Source organism: Aquirufa sp. ROCK2-A2 (assembly GCF_054558485.1).
Map to the genome: position 1 here is coordinate 69,415 of NZ_JBPXKA010000004.1, position 21,238 is coordinate 90,652.

A 21,238-nucleotide genomic window follows, 5' to 3' on the forward strand; every position below is an offset into this window, starting at 1 on the left:
ATGAAAATAAATTGGCGTTCATTGGTACCTCATGCTTTGGTACTGATTGGTTTTTTGGCGATTGCATTTATTTATTGCAGTCCCGTATTACAAGGAAAAGTGTTGGTCCAACACGACGTAATGCAAGCACAAGCAGCAGCTCAAGAAAACGTTCAATTTAAAAATGAAACAGGTCAGGATGCTTGGTGGACCAATTCCATGTTTGGAGGTATGCCAAGCTACCAGATTGCAGGCTCCTACCCTAATAGCATTTCTAGTCGCTTAGGCGCCTCTATTACACCAATTTTACCCAATCCAGTTAACTTAATTTTCCTACAACTCATCGGAATGTATCTCTTTCTTTGGGCCATGGGTGTGAGTCCCTTGATTGGATTTGCAGGAGCCATCAGTTATGCTTTTGCTACCTATAATATGGTCATTATTCCAGCGGGACATACATCCAAAGTGTTAGCTTTAGCCTATGCACCCGTTGTTTTAGCCGGATTACGCTTATGTTGGGGGAACAAAAAATGGATGGGTGCGGCTATTTTTGCCTTAGGAATGTCTTTAGAATTATATGCCAATCACATTCAAATTACCTATTATTTATTTTTCATCATTGCTGCTTTCCAGATTTACACCCTGATTCAAGCTTTTCAAAACAAGGCACTAAAAAATTGGTTTGGAAGCGGACTGTTGTTGGCCTTGGGTTTAGTTCTAGCATTGGGAACCCATTCGATGCGTTTATTGAACAATTATGTTTACAGCAAAGAAACGACCAGAAGTGCGTCCGAATTAATTGAAAATAAGGCAAAGGGCGATGGATTAGACAAAAATTATGCCTTCGATTGGTCATACGGAATTGCTGAAACAGGGACCTTGTTAATCCCAAATTTCATGGGTGGAGCTTCGCAAGGTAATTTAGGAGGCGAAAAATCAGCCACTTATCAAGTCATGACGGAGGCTGGAATTCCAGGAGAACAAGCTTTAGGATTTGTTGAAAAAGCGCCAACCTATTGGGGAGAACAAAGTTTTACCGCAGGACCAGCCTATGCAGGAGCTTTGGTCATTTTTCTATTTTTATTTGCAGCATTGTATGTAAAATCCAAAGAAAAATGGTGGATTATTGCTCCTACCCTATTGTTTATAAGTTTTTCTTGGGGAAAGAACTTTGGATTCAACAGTTTTCTTTTTGATTATTTCCCAATGTTCAATAAGTTTAGAGCCATCACCATGGTTTTATCTTTCGTTCAATTTGGATTTGTTGCATTGGGTTTTTGGGGACTATTTAATTTTGTCAAAGAAAAGCCAAGCTTTCAAGAAATCAAAAGACCTTTATTTATATCCGCAGGCCTAAGCGGTGGTTTATGTTTGCTTTTCGGTTTACTACCTGATCTATTTTTAAACTTCAAAGGCTTACAAGATGGTGTTCAAATCATTCAGGATAATGCCTTAAATGATGCCATTTGGAACGCAATTCGTCAAGATAGAATTCAACTCTTTAAATCCGATGCGTTTAGAAGTTTCTTTATCATTTTATTGGCATCAGCATTCATTTGGGCAGCTTCAAGTAAGAAAATCAAAGAATCTGTTTTGGTGATTGCCTTAGTCATTATTAGTGTTTTCGATGTAACCTTCGTAGCTAAAAGATACTTTACCAATGATGCATTTATCTCCAAAAGTGCAGCAGAAGAACAAATTCAACCCACTGCTGCCGATGCTCAAATCATAGCAGACAAGAGTCAATACCGAGTATTGAACTCAGCTGTATCTTTCATGAATGATGCTACCACCAGTTATTATCATCATTCCATTGGAGGTTATCATGCTGCCAAATTGAGAAGATACCAGGAGTTAATCGAAAAAGAATTCCCGAAGAATCCTGGACAAATGAATATTTTGAATATGTTGAACACCAAATATGTGATTGGAACAGATTCAATAGGTCAATATAATGTTCAAACAAACATGCAAGCATTGGGTAATGCTTGGTTTGTAAAATCCATTAAAGTAGCTAAAACAGCAGATGAGGCTCTAGGTAATGTCGGAACATTTGACCCGAAATATACGGCCATTGTTGAACAAAAAGATTTAACCAATATTACTCAAAAATCAATCGATTCAAGTCAGGTAGGATCCATTCAATTAACAAAATACACCCTGAATCATTTAACCTATTCAAGTGATTCTAAGCAAGATGGATTTGCTGTATTTTCAGAAATTTATTACCGAGGAAATAAAGATTGGAAATCCTTTATTGATGGAAAAGAAGTGCCGCATGTAGCAACCGATTACATTCTAAGAGGCTTATCCATTCCAGCTGGAAAACATCAAATTGAATTCAAATTCGAACCTGAAACAGTTATTTTGGGTAATAAAATCGATGCGATTGCTTCCATAGGATTATTACTTTTCATGGCATTAGCCTTAGGAATCACCTACAAACAAACGAAAAATACCCTATGATATATTCCATGACAGGATTCGGAAAATCCCAAAAAGAAACGGCCGATTTTCAAATCCGTGTTGAATTAAAAAGCCTAAACTCCAAATTTACTGATCTATTTTGTCGGGTTCCTCGTTCGATTTCATCCAAAGAAATTGAAATCAGAAATTACCTTACTCAGCAATTAGAAAGAGGTAAAATTGAGTTGAATGTCAATATCCAAAAGAATTCTGAAGCCGAAGGGACTACAAATATCCTTCAAGAAGCCAAGATTGAAAGTTATTATCAAGAATTAAAACGAGTGGCCATTAATTTGGGCATTACACCCAATGAAACGGAATTATTTCGGCAAGCATTAAGTATGCCGAATGCCATGCAAGCAGAGACATCTGCTGATCTAGAACCAGATGTAGAGGCCCTATACCAAGTTATTTTTGAAGCGATTGAAGAAGCCACCAAGGAATGTAAGGAATTTCGATTACGGGAAGGAAATGTGGTAGAAAACAAATTCAAAGAATACATTGCTTCCATCAAAACTGGATTATCGGAAATTATTGAACAAGATAAAATTCGAATGCCCAATATCCGTGAAAGAATGAAAAAATCATTATTGGATCTTGGTTTGAATGAAGATTTTGATCAAAATAGATTTGAACAAGAAGTAGTTTACTACATTGAGAAATTCGACATTTCGGAAGAAAAAGTTAGACTTTCCACTCACTTAGAATATTTTCTTGAAGTTTTGAAAGAAGGTAATGGAAAAAAACTTAATTTCATGTCGCAAGAAATTGGTCGCGAAATAAATACCATAGGTTCAAAAGCCAATGATTCCACCATTCAACGATTGGTCGTTAATATGAAAGATGAATTAGAAAAAATCAAAGAACAAACGGCTAATGTGCTATAATGAAGCATTCAAAAATTACTTAACCCATAAATCAACTCAACCTTTTATCTCATGATCACAAGCATTATTTTATTCGTAGTTGCTGGAGGAATTATCCTATCCGGCTTGGTAACTGTACAACAAGGAAACATAGCGGTAATAGCCATGTTTGGGAAATTCAGAAGGATTTTACATCCCGGATTAAATTTCAAAATTCCAATTATTGAGAATGTATTTAAAACCATTTCCATCCAAAACAGATCCATTGAATTAGAATTTCAGGCCATCACAATGGATCAAGCAAATGTATATTTCAAGTCCATGCTTCTTTATTCTGTCATTAATCAAGAAGAACAAACCATCATCAACGTTGCCTATAAATTCATTGATGAGAGAAGTTTGATGCAAACAATCGTTAGAACGGTAGAAGGTTCCATTCGATCTTTTGTGGCAACAAAGAAACAAAATGAAATTTTAAGTTTAAGGAAAGAAATTGTTGAATACGTAAAAGACCAAATTGACCAAGTAATGGAAGAATGGGGTTATCATTTACAAGATTTACAATTAAATGACATCACATTTGATGAAGTAATTTTGAAATCAATGAGTCAGGTGGTGGCATCGTACAATTTAAAAGCAGCCGCGGAAAATGAAGGACAAGCCTTATTAATTACCAAAACCAAAGCAGCAGAAGCAGAAGGAAATGCCATCAAAATTTCTGCAAATGCCGAAAGAGAAGCCGCTCAATTGAGAGGTCAAGGTGTGGCATTGTTTAGACAAGAAGTGGCTAAAGGGATGTCGGATGCTGCTAGAGAAATGCAGCAAGCCAATTTAGATACATCGGTTATTTTGTTTTCTATGTGGACAGAAGCGATCAAACAATTTGGTGAACAATCGAATGGAAACGTAATTTTCTTGGATGGCTCAGCTGATAATATGCAAAGAACCATGCAACAAATGATGAGTGTGAATCAATTAGAAACGATTAGAAAAAAATCGAACAGCAAATAGTTTTTTTTAAGCAACTAAAAAAGTTCAATAATTATGAGCCAATTTCATAATTACTTGAACTTTTTTAGTTAATACAACCATGTAGTTTTGTGCTATTAATTTCAACTCTTAATACCATGATAATTACATTAGAGCAAGCGATCAAAGCTGCTAAAGAAAAAGCTGAGGATTTAAATACCAAAATGAATATTTGCATTGTTGATGCTGGTGCGAATATCCTAGCCTTTATTCGAATGGACGGTGCCTGGTTAGGTTCAGCAGACATTGCACTTAAAAAAGCAAAAACAGCTCGTTTTTTTGACATGAATACAGGTATCATTGGAAATTTATCACAACCTGGTGCTGCACTATTCAACATTGAACATTCCAACAACGGCTTAATCACCTTTCCTGGCGGTATTCCAATCAAAAACTCAGTTGGTGAAATCATCGGTGCGATTGGAGTTTCCGGCAGTACCGTAGAAAATGATCAAATCGTTGCAGAGGCTGGAGCGGCTGCTATTTATTGATATTTATTTTTACCAACCACTAATGATAAAGCACATCACGCCTTTCAACATGACAGGTATGATGTGCTTTACTTACAAGATAGCATGTTCATCTAAAAAACAAATTACTTTTTACTTGCTAAGACATCTTTTGGATAAATACCAAATTCCTTTTTAAATGCGCTACTGAAATTCGATAAATTCTCATAACCATAATCTCGAAAAATTTCAGATGGCTTTTTGTTCTCCTCCAACAATCGAAAACGCGCGTGTTGTAATCTTTTTTGCTGAAACCATTTACCTGGACTTACTTGATATTCTTTAAAAAAATGTCTCTTAAAGGTCGATAAACTCATATTGCATAAAAATGCAATTTCATTTAGATTCAAATGAGTTTTATCATTTGCCTCGATAATTTTCCGAAACGAAATATTCTCCCAGTGACTATTACAAATCAGGGAGTGGATATAAGCTACAAATCGACTTTGGTATTTATTCAACAAATAGAGCATAATCTCTTCCAACTTTAACTGTAAAATGAGGGCATAAGATTTCGAATCAATCAACAAAATGGAAGATAAACTTTGAACAAAAGAATGGATAAAATCATCATTTTCAATGACAAATAAGGCAGGACTTCGGCTTTCAACGCCACACATGGTTGGCTTTTCTAATTGATATTTGGATACAAAATCAGAAACGTGCTGAGAAGTAAAAAACAAAAGTTTACAAAAATAAATTTGATCATTTTCTAGAAGTTCTGTCATTAAACAATTCCCTGATTTAATTAAAACAGATTGTTTATTATTTACTTCAACAAAAGAATCCTCTAAATGTACCTTTTTGTTTCCCGTTTGTAAAAAACTGAACATATGAGAAGTTAAATTGACCCTACTGTTGATAGCATCTTGAGTCATTTTAAAATCATAAATATAGATGTCATTTACATCGAATGGAGATCTTAAAAAAGATTCTGGAATGTTGGCAATTGACGACATATAATTTAATTAGTAACAAGGAACTAATTCCTTTGGTTAGGTATTGAACTCGAAAATTATTAAAAACTATTTATTTAGTAATAAAACTATGGCCATTATCCCAAACAATAATCCAATCAATTGTTTACTATTTAGCTTCTCCTTAAAAAATAACCAAGCGACTAAAGCAGTTGTTGCAATTACTCCAATGTTATAAACGGGCAACACAATGGCTAAATCATTTTGATAGAAATCGAGCGCCTTTAATAAAAAATAAAAAGAGAAAAAATTTGGTAAACCTAATGGTATAGCCGCTAAAACAGATTGCTTATTGAATACAATTTCATCTTTTGCGAACTTCACGTTTAATACAACAAAAGAGGTGACAATGGAACCCACCAGCAGCATTAAGGTAAAAGGGATTGTACCTCCTACGATTTGAGATAAAGAAGCATTAAGATAACTAAAGGCAGTATTGGTAATTCCATAACCAATAAAAACGGCTATCAAGGCAAGATAAGAACCCTTGGCCGAACTTGCCTGAATCCGTGGATTAAACATATAAATAGCTCCAAATGCCAACAATAATCCAAGCGAAATTTGCCAAGTTATGGTAGCCAATTGACCCATAAAAAACAAGCCAAATAATACTGGAATGACCAATGACAAATTATTTGCCAAAGAGGTTACGGCCATACCATTTTTTTGCGTTGAAATACCAGAAAATAAAAAGGTAATCACAAAACCTATTCCCAAAGCTAGAATGCCGAGAGATGAACCTAATCCAGGCCAATTAAATGGAATCGCGTCCAATTGATGAAACCAACCTGTCAAAAAACAAACAGGATAATTCAAAAGAATAGCAACGGTTGTATTTACTTTCCATTTTTCATGTAAACGAAAATTAACTAACAACAAGACGGAAAATAATATACTTAATAGTAAATAAACCATTTCTAAGATTTTTTGACCAAATCAGATAAAATTTCAACAAATTCCATTGAATTATTTAGGCATTCAACCAATTGCCAATGTTCTCCACCCTCCTCTTCAAATAATTCTTTGTATTCTTCTCCAACCTCGATAGTCGTTTCTAAACAATCAGAGACAAAAGCAGGTGAAAATGCTAATACTTTCTTTTTCCCTTCCTTAACAAGTTTCTTAATCGTATCATCCGTGTAAGGTTGCAACCAAGGATCTCGTCCTAATCGACTTTGAAAAGCAGTACCGTAAGTTCCTTCTTTCAAACCCATTTCTTTGGCAATTAAACGAGTCGTGGCAAAACACTGTGCGCGGTAACAAGCATGATTTTTATCCGTAATTTGATCGCAACAGGAACCCAAAATACATGTACTTTTGCTCACATCGCCTTTCCGAATATGACGCTCTGGCACACCGTGATAAGAAAAAAGGTAATAATCGAAATCAACTTCTTTTTGATATTTTTGAGCTTTTTCAGCAAAAAATTGAGCGTATCCTGGATGATTGTAAAAATAATTGACAATCGAAAAACTAGGCATTGTTTGCCACGTTGACATCAACTCCATAACTCTTTCATACACAGAACCTGTTGTAGCAGAAGCATATTGTGGAAAAAATGGCAAAACAATTAATTTATGTAAATTCAACTTTTCCATCTCCTTCATAGCAGTAGCTAAATCTGGATTTTGGTAACGCATAGCAAGTTTAACTACATATTCATTGCCCAAATGTTCTTGTAAGTCTCGGCAAATATCTTCCCCATAAAATTTTAAAGGTGAACCACGGTCTTCCCACAATTCCTGATAGGTTTTTGCCGATTTTGGAGCCCGAAAAGGTGCAATGATCCCATTGACCAATAGATATCTGAATGGATACGGAATATCAATTACTCGACCATCCATCAAAAATTCACGTAAATATCTTCTAACTGAAGAAGTATCAGGACCATCTGGAGTCCCTAGATTAACTAATAAAACACCTATCATATCAATATTTCAAAGCGCAAAGATGGCTAAAAACTTAGAATTTCCACTCTTCTGGAGTAATCTTTGTTCGAGTATTTGATTCAAAACATGGAACCAAATCTTGACAAGTATTACTGGCAGGTGGACAAACAAAAATATCACCGATTAATGGAGAAATAATGGCAGATTCACTAGCTGGAATATTGGTTTTACGATCAATGTAAAAAATCTTTTTACGTACAGAAAACACATTGAATAATCCCAAAATTCGTTCAGATGGATTGGCAACTGATTTCAAATTGACACTAAAACGTGTTTCCGCAGGAACATCAAATAAACTTCCACTGGATTGCACCGCTGAAATCAGTGATTGATAAAAAATATGGGCATTTTTGGTGATTGCTCTTTGTTCTAAACGAAAATAGTAAGAAGTATATCCATTAAACGGAGCTCTAGCCACTTGTCGACCCACTACCCGTTGTCCATTGGTTAGGACATCCGAGAATACATTCAAATCCACATTACGAGTGATGTCCCAACAATTACCATTGCAGCGATAATTCCAAATTTGTTCGGTAGGTGTTCTGGGTACTTGACAATCATTGGTTCTGAAATTATAGGTCCCTCCTCCCTCACAAGTTGCACAAATGTTAATTGGCTCATAATGTGTCCAATTCCACATATAAAAATCGCCTTCTGTAGGATTGTCTTTAAAATCTAAATAAACCGTAAATCCTGCTCTCCGATAATCCACCTTAGAGTATTGATCAAACGTTTCAAATCGAGTAATCACATTTTCAATTTCAGGAACGGCATTCATTTTTTCCGGACTACTTTGATATTCTTTCCCGTTCAAGGTTTTGATGTACAACTGATAGGTTGAACCCACTTTTCCGACAAATCCGGCAGGCTGTAAATAAACGCCAGCCGTCGTACTTTCTACAAACGTTGATTTAACATTGTTTTGATCGGATACAATCACAACAGCTTTAGAAACAGGCAAAGACAATGCCGATTGTATTTTATTCGCAGAGGTGGTAAGTTTGATTTTACACAATTTAGCATCATCGGCAATATCTGCCTCGATGGTCATAAAAGAAGTAGAATCGATTTGAACAAAATTTTCAACCGGATTAATACACGCCCAAGCGAAGAATCCAACGATCAAGGTTAAAAATATATAGGTAACTATTTTTTGAGGCATTTCTATAAAAATTTAAAATTATAGGTCAATGAAATAAACGGAGAAGCGAAAACGCTTAACTCATAAGGCCTTAAACCCTGTTTAGTGGATTTAAAGAACAAGGAATATGGGTTTTGACGGCCGTATAAATTATAAACGGTAAATACCCAACTTCCTTCCCAACGTTGTTTTTTCATGCTTGGATTGGTGATTGTCCAAGAAAAATCCAAGCGATGGTAATCCCTAATTCGATCATTGTTTCGTTCTGTATATACCGGATATTTTTTATCCGCAATCTCATAACTTCCAGAAGGAGATGAAAACGGACGACCTGTATTGTATGCGAAAGTGAAAGAGAAACTGTGGTGTGTTGTTGGCTGAATATTCAACATCATATTCACCGAATGAGGTTTATCATAATTGGTAGGAAACCAATTACCTGAATTGATGGATTGATATTCTGGAAAATCACCAATCATCTGATTAAAGGCTCTTGCATAGGTATAAGAAATCCAACCCGACATTTCACCTTTCTTCTTTTGAAGCATTAATTCAACTCCATAGGCCTTACTTTTTCCGGTTATTAATTGAGTTTCTATGTTGGGATTCAATTGCAAATTGGCTCCTGAAATAAAATCCAAGGTATTTCTAGTATCTCTGTAATATGCTTCCAAAGAAACCTCAAACACATTTTCATTGATGGTTTTAAAATATCCTAAAGATAATAAATCGCTTTGTTGAGGCTTGATAAACGAATCAGCTGATTTCCAACGAGATGTTGGTAGAGGTGTGGTATTATTGGATAGTAATTGGAAAAATTGCTGCATTCGATTGTAACCAAACTTGATGGTTTGATTTTCTCCAATGGAATATTTCATTGTTACACGAGGTTCAAATCCTCCATAACTTGCCATAACCTCCCCATCTTTATAGGTCTTTTTACTAATGATGGAATTAAGCGAGGGCATTTGTCCAGCGGTGTATTCATTGACAATTCCAGCACCAATTCGCCAATATTGAGCGTACCGAATTCCAGCTTGGATAGTCAGTTTCTCATTAATTTTCCACTCATCATCGACATAAATAGCCGCTTCTCTTGATTTTTCATCAGGTAAAATAACAGTGGCCACTCTAGACAAAACACCATCATTCAAAGCTCCTGGTTTGATATAATATTGTAAAAAAGAAGCACCAAAATTCATTTTGTGTTGATCATTCGGTTGATAATCAAAACTTGCATGTAAATTTTTATAATCGATCGAACTATTTAATTCAATCGTATTGACCGTATCAGGCGCATATGTTTTTGTTTTGTACAAACTCATAGTTGCACTCAACATCATGTTTAATTTGGGCGAAAAATAATGATTCCAATGGACTGCATAATTTTGGTGCCCATAATCGAAAGAGGTCCGTTTGGCCACCACATTTTCAATACTAAACAAAGAATCCACCCGGTAAAAATCCTGACTCAAATAATTAGAAAATGAGATGGTATTTTTGGCATTGGGACGATAATACACCTTGGTGGCCACATCCATAAAATTGGCTCGGATATTTTTCAAATAATCGGGGGCAAAAAGCTTGAACAAATAATCATTGATAGAAACACGCCCTGCAACCAATACGGAAAGTTTTTCTTTAATAATAGGAATCTCGGCCATAACACGATTGGATACGACACCAATTCCACCTTGCATTTTGAATTTTTCAGTATTGGGTTCAATCATCTTAATATCCAAAACCGCTGCTGTTCGACCACCAAAACGAGAAGGAACACCCCCCTTGTATAATTCCAAATCACGAATCGCATCGGAGGCAAAAACCGAAAATAAACCAAACATATGCGTTGGATTGAAAATCGGAGTATCATCTATGTAAATTAAATTCTGATCAACATTGGAACCTCGAATATTTAAGCCATTTGAGCCTTCTCCAACGGAAGAAACACCTGGTAAAGATTGTAAACTACGGATAACATCTACCTCACCCATCATTGTGGGCAATTTTTTGATTCCTTTTAAGCTCAACACCGTTACTCCCAAGGAAGGTGTTTGAATATCTCGTTTAGTCGCAGCACTGGAGACAATAACTTCTTCCAATTGTTTGGTAACGTTGTTCAATTCTACATCCAGTTTAATATCGGATTTTTTCATCAGAACTTTTGTCCGAAATGGATTATAGCCAACATAACTTACCTTAATGACATATTCACCCTGGGGTAGAAAAATTTCATACATGCCAAGAGAATCCGTAATCCTACCCGATTTCTTAAAATCAATTGAAATATCGGCTCCTTTTAAGGGTTCCCCAGTCTGAGCATCAATGACTTTACCAGATAAGGAAGGGATTGTAAAATTTTGTGAATAGCTAATATGGGATAGTAATAATACTAAAAACACATAAAAGACTCTAGTAAAGAGTTTAATCATTAAAATATTGGTTTAGAAAAATTCAAATTACTAATAATCGAATAGACTAACTATTCAATAGCGACCAAATGGCTGAAAGTGCGACGAAAAACAAAGCGATGGGAGTTAATACTTTCCAACAAAGGAACATCAATTGATCTACTCGTAAACGAGGTAAAGTCCAACGAACCCACATCTGCAAGGCAATCAATAAATAAGCCTTCAACATTAACCAAACAAAACCAATCACCGTACCAGATAATGTTCCTGGAACTCCATTTGTCCAATCAGCCAATTTCAAAACAGAAATATTTGGCAAGGGGGAATACCAACCACCGAAAAACAAGATAACTCCCAAAATGCTAACCAAAAGCATCATTCCATATTCAGAAAGAAAAAGCAATGCCCAACGCATCCCAGAATATTCCGTGTGAAAACCTCCAACTAATTCAGATTCTGCCTCAGGAATATCAAAAGGGGCCCGATTGGCTTCGGCCAGACTAGCTATAAAAAAAATGATAAAAACAACGAAAAAGAAGGGCATACGAACAATGTTCCATGTTAGAAACCCACCAATTTGACTGACATCTACTTGTAAAAATTTAATTCCAAATAAGAAATTCGTCTCATCTGTAAATATGCCTTGTTGAAGAACGATTGTTTGCAAATTCAAACTAGAACTGAGAATCACAACGCATAAAATGCATAATCCCAAAGGTATTTCATAAGAAATCAATTGAGCCGCCGATCGAATGGCTCCTAATAGGGAATATTTGTTGTTAGATGTCCAACCCGCTAAAATAATTCCTAAGCTATCCAATGAAACAATGCCCATCAACAACATCAAACCCATTTCGGTTTCTGAACCTTGTAACCATGAACCAGAACTTAAGGGAATAACCGAAAAACCACCAAAAATAGAAATGAAAATTATCCAAGGTGCTATCAAAAAAAGTTTTTTTTGAGCCATTTTTGGCACAATATCCTCTTTTTGAAACAATTTTAATAAATCAGCAAAAACTTGCAATACCCCCCATTTGCCTACCTCCATCGGCCCCAATCGATCTTGCATAAATGCGGAAAGTTTTCTTTCTACATAAACGCCAATGATCACATTGACCGATAATAATCCAAGACAAACCAGCAGGGCTATCCACATGAATTACAATTGGTTTAAGGCTTGTATAAAATCATTTTTCAAATCCTCAATCGCTTCCAATCCTACCGCAACACGCACCAATCCGTCGGTAATGCCAACGGCCGCTCTTTCCTCTTTACTCAACTTGGAATGCGTTGTAGAAGCTGGGTGAGTCAAAATGGTTCTTGTATCTCCTAAATTGGGAGAAATGGAAACGATTTTTAATAATTGACTTAATTTTTGAACCTTTTCAAAACCTCCTTTGATATCCAAAGTTAGAATTCCACCTCCATATTTCATTTGTTTTTTAGCTAATTCGTATTGTGGATGCGAAGGTAAAAATGGATAATTCACAGCCTGAATAGCTGAATGTCCTAACAATGCTTCTGATAATGCCATCGCATTTTCAGAATGTTTTTGCATGCGAAGATCCAACAATTCCAAACTTTTAGACATGACCCAAGCATTAAAAGGCGAAAGTGAAGGACCCGTATGACGAGCAAAAAAACGTATTTCTTGAATAAACTCTTTCTTACCACAAATAACACCGCCTAAAACTCGACCTTGACCATCGATGTATTTGGTAGCGGAATGTATGACTAAATCAGCACCTAAGTCCAAAGGCGTTTGTAAAATAGGCGTAGCAAAACAGTTATCAACAGCCAAAACAATATTTTTACCTTCTTTTACTTTGGCTAAGGCTTCTAAATCAATTAATTCTAAACCTGGATTTGAGGGACTTTCACAAAAGAAAAACTTGGTATTCGGCTGAATAGCAGCTTCCCATTCGGCTATATTTTGACCGTTTACAAAGGTGCAATCAATGCCCCATTTCTTGGTAATTTTAGTTAAAATTTGAATCGCAGAACCAAATAAAGCATTGGACGCAACCACGTGATCACCACTTTGTAACAATCCAGCCATGGATGCAAAAATGGCAGCCATGCCTGTAGAAAAGGCAATTCCGTCCTCTGCATTTTCCAACATACACATTTTGGATACAAACTCATCTACATTGGGATTCATGTAGCGAGAATAGATATTTCCAGAAATTTCTTCTGCAAATATAGCTCTACCTTGTTCCGCATCTTCAAAAGTAAAACTCGAAGTTAAATACAAGGGAACAGAATGCTCTCTATTTTGAGACCTTTCGGCCTGAATGCGTATCGCTTGTGTCTGTTTGTTCATAAAGGCAATTTTAGTCCACAAAAGTAATAGATTACCAAAGAAAACCCAAGTTTATTAGGCTATTCTCAGATTTAATTGGGATTTGTTCGAAGAGATATGGATGATGAATTTTGGGTTGTGGGTTAAGAATTATGAGTTAGGCATTCAAACTTTATAATTAGAATTTTTATTGAGTATAAATTCCAAAGCTCCTTCTTTTATATTATATTTAAAAATTCCTAAATAAACATGAAAAAATACTTACTTGGCTTATTAAGCATTTTGGTTTTCAGCCCCGCTTTTTCTCAAAAGCAAAATTGGACAAATCTTTTTGATGGCAAGACCTTAACTGGTTGGAAACAATTAGGTGGTAAAGCCACTTATGAGGTCAAAGATGGTGCCATTGTTGGCACAACAGTTGAAAAAACGCCCAATTCATTTTTAGCAACAGAAAAAATGTATGGCGATTTTATCTTGGAATTAGAATTAAAAGTAGATAGCAAAATGAATTCGGGTGTTCAGTTTCGTTCGAATTCTCTATCAGACTACCAAAATGGAACAGTTCATGGATATCAATGCGAGATAGACCCTTCAGATCGAGGATGGTCTGGCGGTATTTACGACGAATCGAGAAGAGGCTGGTTGTATACCAATGAAATTCACGCAGAGGCAAAAAAAGCTTTCAAACGCGATCAATGGAACAAATACCGTATTGAGGCCATTGGAAGTATCATTCGTACTTGGATCAATGACCAACCAGTGTCTTACTTGGTAGATGACATGACCGCTTCAGGTTTTATTGCTTTGCAAGTTCATGCAATATATGCCAACATGACTCCAGGCATGCAAGTAATGTGGAAAAACATCCGTATTCAAACAGGAAAAGATATACAGGCACGACCTTTAGATGGAACTACTCCTGTTGAAAATTATACCCAAAACACCATTTCTCCACAAGAACAAGCATTAGGTTACAAATTATTATTCAATGGAAAAGATTTGAACAATTGGAGATCTGCTTTTAAGGAAACCGCTCCTCCAAGTGTTTGGACAGTTGAAGACGGCATTTTACATGTAAATTCATCAGGTGGTGCGGAGTCAACGAATGGTGGCGATATTATTTCAAGAGATACCTTCAAGGCTTTTGAATTGGATTTTGATTTCAAATTAACCGAAGGCGCCAATTCAGGTGTAAAGTATTTTGTGAATGAAACCTACAATTCTGGTAAATCAGCAATCGGTTTAGAATTCCAAGTTTTAGACGATGAAAAACATCCAGATGCGAAATTAGGAACAGAGGGAAATAGAACATTGGCTAGTTTATATGACTTAATTCCTTCCATTAAAATTGAAAAACGTTTTCAAAAGAAAATTGGCGAATGGAACAAAGGCCGTGTAATTGTTTATCCAAACAACCATGTTGAACATTGGTTAAATGGATTCAAAGTATTGGAGTATGAAAGAGGGGGTCCAGCATACCGAGTTTTAGTTGCACATTCCAAGCACAAAGTATGGCCAGGATTTGGTATGATGGAAAAAGGACCTATTTTGTTACAAGAACATGGGGATTCCGTCTTTTATAAAAATGTAAAAATCAGAGAAATCAATTAATATAAAACCTATTATAATTATGCAAAGAAGAGAATTTATTCAAAAAAGCGCCATTGCTTCTTTAGGTTCTTTGGCATTTAGTCCAAAATCATACAGCAAGATTATCGGTGCAAATGACCGAGTTCGTGTGGCTTGTGTTGGATTTTCGGATCGACATAGAGCATCACATGTACCTCCATTCAAAGCCTTGGCAAAAGGCATGAACTTTGAAATGGTCGCTTTATCTGATCTTTGGAACAGAAGAAGAGAAGAAGGAAAAGCATTTTTAGAAAAAGAATTGGGTGGAAATATCACTACCTACCGAAATAACGATGAATTGTATGCTGCCAAAGGAATAGATGCAGTATTCATTTCTACAGCCGATTTCCAACATGCTTTACATACCATAGAAGCGGTAAAAGCAGGTTGCGATACATACACGGAAAAACCATTGGCTGAAACCATGGAAGATGCTAGAGCTGTGTTAAAAGCAGTGAAAGAATCTGGGAAAGTGGTCCAAATTGGTTCTCAAAGAAGATCAGGTGCCAATTATTGGGCAGCAGATGAATTTATCAAATCAGGTAAATTTGGAGATATCAAAATGGTTGAATTACTTTGGAATGTAAATCAACCCGGAAGATGGAGAAGACCTGCATTATGCAAAGATTTGAAAGAATCTGATATCGACTGGAAACGCTTCTTGATGAATCGCCCGGCTGACACCTTTGATCCAAGAAAATACTTAGAATATCGTTTATTCTGGCCTTATTCTTCCGGAATTCCAGGCCAATGGATGTCACATCAAATCGATACTGTACACTGGTTTTCAGGCTTAGCTCATCCACGTTCTGCGGTAGCTAACGGAGGAATCTATCAATGGAACGATGGTCGTAAAAATGCCGATACATTAACGGTTGTTTTTGATTACGGTCCAGCCAACGACTTAACTAAAGGCTTCCAAGTTCAATTTACATCTCGTTTCTCTAATGGAGCCGGTGGTACCAAAGAAATTTACTACTCGAACGGTGGTGAATTGAATTTAGATACCAACATGATTTCCCCTAATGGAGGATTGAGTGAAAGAGAAGCAAAAGCAATGGGAATGCAAGCCAATTTATTACCAAGCATGAAAATTGAGGGTGCAGCTCAAGTGGCAACAGATGCGAATACAGGCGGTGATGAATTAACGTTCAGCCATATTAAAAACTGGATGGAATGTGTGCGTTCACGTAAAACTCCAAATGCTCCAATTGAAGCTGGTTACCAACATTCTATCGCAACCATCATGTCCAATGCGGCTTACCGTACTGGTCAACGTGTTACTTTCAATGAAAAAACACAAGAAGTTATGGCGGGTGATAAGGTGTTTAAATACTAGAATTTAGGTAAAAGGTAATTAGGTAATAGGTAATAGGTATTAGGTAATAGGTATTAGGTAAAAGGTACTAGGTAAGTAAGAACAATTTTTCTCTTTTCTCTTTTCTCTTTTCTCTTTTACTTTTTACCTTTTAGCTATTACCTTTTACCTCTCATATCTTTTTATTATCTTGCCAACTGATTTTTGAAACACAAAAAAATGGCAATTATTCCTACTAAAACCAAGAAAGATTTATATACCCATCTCGGGATTATCGTTGCACTTTCGTTGGTATTATTCTTTGGTTTCTTTTTTGTTTATTTACCTTGGAGCACACATCACGGTGAAACGATCAAAGTGCCTAATTTAAAGGGAATGAGCATGGAGAAAATGGAAGAATTAGTAGATGCAAACGATTTGACCTATGAAATATCAGATTGTACCTACACAGCAGATCGTCCACCATTGACCATATTATCTCAATATCCTTTACCTAATTCTTTGGTAAAATCAGGGAGAAAAATTTACATCACCATCAATTCAGAAACCCCTCCTACCATCAAAATGCCCGGTTTAGTGGGTTTATCCGTACGTAGTGCGGAACAACAATTATTAATAGCCGGATTGAAAAAAGGAATTGTGCATGAAATAAATGATCCGAGAATCAAGGAGGTAATAGACATGCAAGTAGATGGCCGTAAAATAGAGGCCGGTTCAAGTATCCCAAAAGGATCTGTCATCGATTTATTTATCGGAAACGGAACAGCCAATGTAGAAATGGAAATGCCAGATTTAATTGGAAAGCCTTTAGATGAAGTGAATATTATTTTGGCAGGCATGACATTGAAAGTAGGCAAAGTGACTTACGAAGCTAATTCAGAACAGAGTCCTGGAACAGTATTTAAACAAACATGCGCATCATGTACAGGAACCAGCATACATCCTGGTGATATCATCGATCTTTGGATAGTAGGCGGAGAAGAAAATCAATAACAATATTTACCATGGATATTACTGTAGAAGAATTAAAAGATAGAATCGAAAAAAACGAACAATTAAACTTGATTGATGTTCGAGAAGAGCATGAGTATGATGAGTTTAATATTGGTGCTACTTTAATCCCTTTGGGAGAAATAGCTGATCGTTTGGATGAAATTGAACATTTAAAAAATGAAGAAATCATCATTCATTGTCGTTCAGGCGCCCGTTCTGGTAGAGCTCAACAATACCTCGAATCTGAAGGCTTCACCAATGTACGTAACTTAATTGGGGGGATGTTGGCTTGGCAAGGGTGATTATTAGGTAATAGGTAATAGGTGATAGATAATAGGTATTCCTATTACCTACCCACCACCTTCTCAAACCGCCCCAACGCACTACTCAACTCCTTTATTTCCGTTTCAAACAAACTGAATTCACAAACTTTGGCTTTTTTCTCAATGATTTCACAAAGGTGGTGAACTTCCGCTGCCCCGAGTGTACCTGAATTTCCTTTCAAGGTATGTAATTCTGATTGGACACCTTTACAATTGTTTTGCTTGTAAGCCTGTATCGCTAATTCAATTTGAGACTTTGCTTCTGAAATAAATTCACTTAACATTTCATCTACAAAAGACTGCTCCCCACCTACGGCATCTAATAAGGAATTTAAAATTTCTTGATCGACAACCGGGATTTTCACTTCCTTTTTCACGACTATTTGTTCCTCGGCTGACTTTCCTGAAATCCATTTAGCCACTACATCAATCAATTGCTTCGCTCTGATAGGTTTCGCTAAATAATCATCCATTCCAACTGCTAAAAACCGCTCTTTATCCTCCTTCATGGCATAGGCGGTCATCGCAATGATGGGTGGCAAATATTCCAATTCCGCCTTTTTCAAAAACTGAGTGGTCTCCATCCCATCCATCCCAGGCATCTGAATATCCATCAATACCAAATCATACGTATGCGCTACCGACAATTTATCAATCGCTTCTTGTCCACTTGCGGCCGTGTCTACCAAACAACCTGCTTTGATTAAAATCTGACTCGCCACTTTACGGTTCGTCGAATTATCATCCACCAATAGAATTTCTGGCTTTAAACGATCCAACATGCCCTGAATTGCAAATTGCTTTTTCTCCTTAGAAGATGCAGCAAGTGATTGATCTCCAATGGCTAATTTCATGGTAAACCAGAAAATACTCCCCTCTCCTATTTTGGATTCAACACCAATTTCTCCTAGCATCATTTTGCAAAATTCACGGGAAATGGCAAGGCCCAAACCCGTTCCTCCATAGACTTTTTTGGTAGAATTATCCAACTGCTGAAAGGCACTAAACAACTTATTGACATTCTCATCACTAATTCCAATACCTGTATCTTTTACTTTTACCAACAATTCAACCTGATCCTGAGTAATGGAAGTGGAACTCACTTCAATATCCACTCGACCATCTTCCGTAAATTTCAATGCATTAGAGGTCAAATTGGACAATATTTGCAATAAACGGGTTTCGTCAGCCACCAAAACTCGTGGAATATCTTTAGCAATTTGATAAGAAATTTGATTTCCCTTTTGTTGGGCTACCTGTGAGAATAAGGCCATTAGACGCTCAAAAACCTCTTCAAATACCACATCCGTTGGATGAAGGGCCATTTTGCCTGCCTCAATTTTGGCTAAATCTAAAATATCATTTAAAATATGTAATAGCGTTTCTGACGACTTTTTAATCGTTTGAACATAATCCATTTGCTCTTCCTCCAAAGAAGTTTCTGCCAACAAATCAATCATTCCAATAACACCATTCATTGGCGTTCGGATTTCATGGCTCATGTTGGCTAAAAATTGTTCTTTGACTTTCAAAGAATGGACTGCCTGTTCTCTAGCTTCCACCAAATCCCTTTGATATTTTTTTAAATCAGTAATATCTCTTGCTATTCCTGAAACCTCCTCAATAGAGCCATTTTCTAAAAATATGGGATTTAAATACACTTCTAGCCACTTTTCTACCCCAGTTTTGGTAGACAATTCCAATTCGAAATGCTGCTTTTGACCTTTAAATGCTGATTTGTAATGATCTTCTAAAATCCTTCGTTGATTGCTCACCACAATCTGAAAACCCATTTTTTCTGTACTGTAATTTAACTGCGGTATTCGATTCAATTCAGTTTGCAATAATTCAGAATATTCGCAATTGAAACTGGTTAATAAAAGTCGCTTATTCACTGACCACATCAAGTGAGAACTTCCTTCAAATATGGCATTTAACCGAGCGGTTTCTCTAGCCAATGCTTCTTCAGCTTGCTTTCTGGCTATCGCTAAAGCAACTTGGCCAGAAATAAAGTCCAATAACTCCAAATCTCGATTTTCATATTTATTTGCACGTTCATAGGACTTAACCCCAATGATACCCGTCACACGGTCGCCAATCCGCAAAGGCACACAAAGCATTACTTTGGGTACAACGCCATATAAGTAGATTTTCTTTTCTTTTGCCAACTGATGAATATCGTCATCATGTAAAATCAAAGGTTTATTGGCCATGATGGCATATTCCGTCAATCCATTTCCCAATTTTCTTCTGGTAAAATGTACCCTTGAATTAAAGTATTCATCAATGTAATACGGAAAATACAAATAACTTTTTCCCGGGTCATATTGAGCAATAAAGAAGTTTTTCACATCGATAACCTCGCCCAATTCTTTGTGAATATTGCTGTATAAATCATCCAAATTGGATGAATTAATGGCCACTTGTGCAATAGAAGAGAATAATTTACTGGCTCTTTCAGCACGAACTTTTGCTGTTGAGTTATGTAAAATAAATCGAAAAGCCGTAGGAACATCTTTTTCAAAACGACAAGAAACCGAACCGCTGACGTACAAACGTCGTCCATCTTTACGCTTAAATACACCTGAATACTCATCCAATGCACCACCTTTGACCAATTGATCCAATTGCTCATTGGTTAAATGCGCAAATTCCGGATGCAGCACATCTGTCAAACGTAAATCCTTCACTTCTTCTTGGGAATAACCCATTGTGTCTGCCCAAGCTTTGTTGACAAATAAAAACCGACCGGTTGCGCCGATGATTTGAATTAAATCGGTCGTATTATCAATTAAATCTTGTAATTGAGCATTTGATTTGCTTAAGGCCTCTGATACCTTTTTACGTTCGCTGACATCCTCACCAATGATACTCAAATATTTTTGTCCATCCAGCTCACTAACAATCGTAGATGCGACTTCTACCCATTTAATTCCACCATTTTTGGTAATATAATCTCTTTCTCTTTCCTCAAATAAACCACCGTGGGCAACAGCCTTTTCAAAAGAGGCTCTGCGGTGTTCCTTTTCGCCTTCTGGCAATAAAGTGGTAAAAAAATCTTTACCATTTAGTTCATCTGGATGATAAGCAAGAAATTTATGCGTGTAGTCGTTAGCGTAGACGATTGTCCCGTCCAATGACATGATGATTCCAAAAAGTTTGAGGCTACTTAAGGTGTTGATCAAGTTTTGTTTGGTAGGACTTTCTGAATTACTTTCAAAGTCGTTAGGATGTTCATTCAAACGCTTTTTCAGCGATTCAATTTCCTTTAATAACTCCTCTTTACTTTTGTGAACCAAACTCGACATAGCTTAATTTCAAATTTTTGTTTAAATGTACAAAA

At 36.4% G+C, this 21,238-nt stretch carries 16 protein-coding genes; 8 read left to right on the forward strand and 8 right to left on the reverse strand.

Going from position 1 to position 21,238, the window contains the following annotated elements:
• The 4 genes from V7S76_RS07745 (at window position 1) to V7S76_RS07760 (ending at window position 4,831) form a co-directional block, all read left to right on the forward strand.
• Entirely contained in the window at window positions 1–2,445 is a 2,445-nt protein-coding gene (locus V7S76_RS07745; protein WP_459509496.1) for a hypothetical protein, read from the forward strand.
• Window positions 2,442–3,332 carry a YicC/YloC family endoribonuclease gene (locus V7S76_RS07750; protein WP_459509497.1) on the forward strand — a complete coding sequence of 297 codons (891 nt, stop codon included), beginning with the start codon at window positions 2,442–2,444 and terminating at the stop codon, window positions 3,330–3,332. Before V7S76_RS07745 ends, V7S76_RS07750 begins: the two co-directional genes overlap by 4 nt.
• Window positions 3,333–3,383: 51 nt before the next feature.
• Window positions 3,384–4,322 carry an SPFH domain-containing protein gene (locus tag V7S76_RS07755; RefSeq protein ID WP_459509498.1) on the forward strand — a complete coding sequence of 313 codons (939 nt, stop codon included), beginning with the start codon at window positions 3,384–3,386 and terminating at the stop codon, window positions 4,320–4,322.
• Between the two features lie 116 nt (window positions 4,323–4,438).
• Window positions 4,439–4,831, forward strand: coding sequence for a GlcG/HbpS family heme-binding protein (locus V7S76_RS07760; protein WP_459509499.1), 393 nt, complete (start codon window positions 4,439–4,441; stop codon window positions 4,829–4,831).
• A 104-nt stretch (window positions 4,832–4,935) separates the two neighbouring features.
• Here V7S76_RS07760 and V7S76_RS07765 read toward each other — a convergent pair whose 3' ends face one another.
• From V7S76_RS07765 to V7S76_RS07795, 7 genes are all read right to left on the reverse strand, one after another.
• Window positions 4,936–5,808 carry a helix-turn-helix domain-containing protein gene (locus V7S76_RS07765; RefSeq protein WP_459509500.1) on the reverse strand — a complete coding sequence of 291 codons (873 nt, stop codon included), beginning with the start codon at window positions 5,806–5,808 and terminating at the stop codon, window positions 4,936–4,938.
• Between the two features lie 66 nt (window positions 5,809–5,874).
• On the reverse strand, window positions 5,875–6,741 hold the full coding sequence (locus V7S76_RS07770; RefSeq protein WP_459509501.1) for an EamA family transporter: 867 nt from the start codon (window positions 6,739–6,741) through the stop codon (window positions 5,875–5,877).
• Window positions 6,742–6,743: 2 nt separating this feature from the next.
• Window positions 6,744–7,754 (reverse strand): ferrochelatase, encoded by a 1,011-nt coding sequence (hemH, locus tag V7S76_RS07775; protein WP_459509502.1) that lies wholly within the window; start codon window positions 7,752–7,754, stop codon window positions 6,744–6,746.
• A gap of 34 nt (window positions 7,755–7,788) precedes the next feature.
• On the reverse strand, window positions 7,789–8,937 hold the full coding sequence (locus V7S76_RS07780) for a DUF4249 domain-containing protein (protein ID WP_459509503.1): 1,149 nt from the start codon (window positions 8,935–8,937) through the stop codon (window positions 7,789–7,791).
• A gap of 2 nt (window positions 8,938–8,939) precedes the next feature.
• Window positions 8,940–11,348 (reverse strand): TonB-dependent receptor, encoded by a 2,409-nt coding sequence (locus V7S76_RS07785; protein ID WP_459509504.1) that lies wholly within the window; start codon window positions 11,346–11,348, stop codon window positions 8,940–8,942.
• A gap of 46 nt (window positions 11,349–11,394) precedes the next feature.
• Window positions 11,395–12,486, reverse strand: coding sequence for a complex I subunit 1/NuoH family protein (locus V7S76_RS07790; protein ID WP_459509505.1), 1,092 nt, complete (start codon window positions 12,484–12,486; stop codon window positions 11,395–11,397).
• Window positions 12,487–12,489: 3 nt separating this feature from the next.
• Window positions 12,490–13,653 carry a trans-sulfuration enzyme family protein gene (locus V7S76_RS07795; RefSeq protein WP_459509506.1) on the reverse strand — a complete coding sequence of 388 codons (1,164 nt, stop codon included), beginning with the start codon at window positions 13,651–13,653 and terminating at the stop codon, window positions 12,490–12,492.
• 228 nt (window positions 13,654–13,881) lie between these two features.
• On the opposite strand from V7S76_RS07795, the gene V7S76_RS07800 reads away from it, so the two are divergent.
• The 4 genes from V7S76_RS07800 to V7S76_RS07815 all read left to right on the forward strand — a co-directional run bounded on the left by V7S76_RS07800 (window position 13,882) and on the right by V7S76_RS07815 (window position 17,874).
• Window positions 13,882–15,243, forward strand: a complete 1,362-nt coding sequence (locus tag V7S76_RS07800) for a 3-keto-disaccharide hydrolase (protein WP_459509508.1) — start codon at window positions 13,882–13,884, stop codon at window positions 15,241–15,243.
• Between the two features lie 16 nt (window positions 15,244–15,259).
• Entirely contained in the window at window positions 15,260–16,600 is a 1,341-nt protein-coding gene (locus V7S76_RS07805) for a Gfo/Idh/MocA family protein (protein ID WP_459509606.1), read from the forward strand.
• A gap of 198 nt (window positions 16,601–16,798) precedes the next feature.
• Window positions 16,799–17,572 (forward strand): PASTA domain-containing protein, encoded by a 774-nt coding sequence (locus tag V7S76_RS07810; protein WP_459509509.1) that lies wholly within the window; start codon window positions 16,799–16,801, stop codon window positions 17,570–17,572.
• A gap of 11 nt (window positions 17,573–17,583) precedes the next feature.
• Window positions 17,584–17,874 carry a rhodanese-like domain-containing protein gene (locus V7S76_RS07815; protein WP_459509510.1) on the forward strand — a complete coding sequence of 97 codons (291 nt, stop codon included), beginning with the start codon at window positions 17,584–17,586 and terminating at the stop codon, window positions 17,872–17,874.
• A 44-nt stretch (window positions 17,875–17,918) separates the two neighbouring features.
• Here the strand turns inward: V7S76_RS07815 and V7S76_RS07820 are convergent, their stop codons facing one another.
• Entirely contained in the window at window positions 17,919–21,203 is a 3,285-nt protein-coding gene (locus tag V7S76_RS07820; RefSeq protein ID WP_459509512.1) for a PAS domain S-box protein, read from the reverse strand.
• Window positions 21,204–21,238 lie beyond the last annotated feature (35 nt).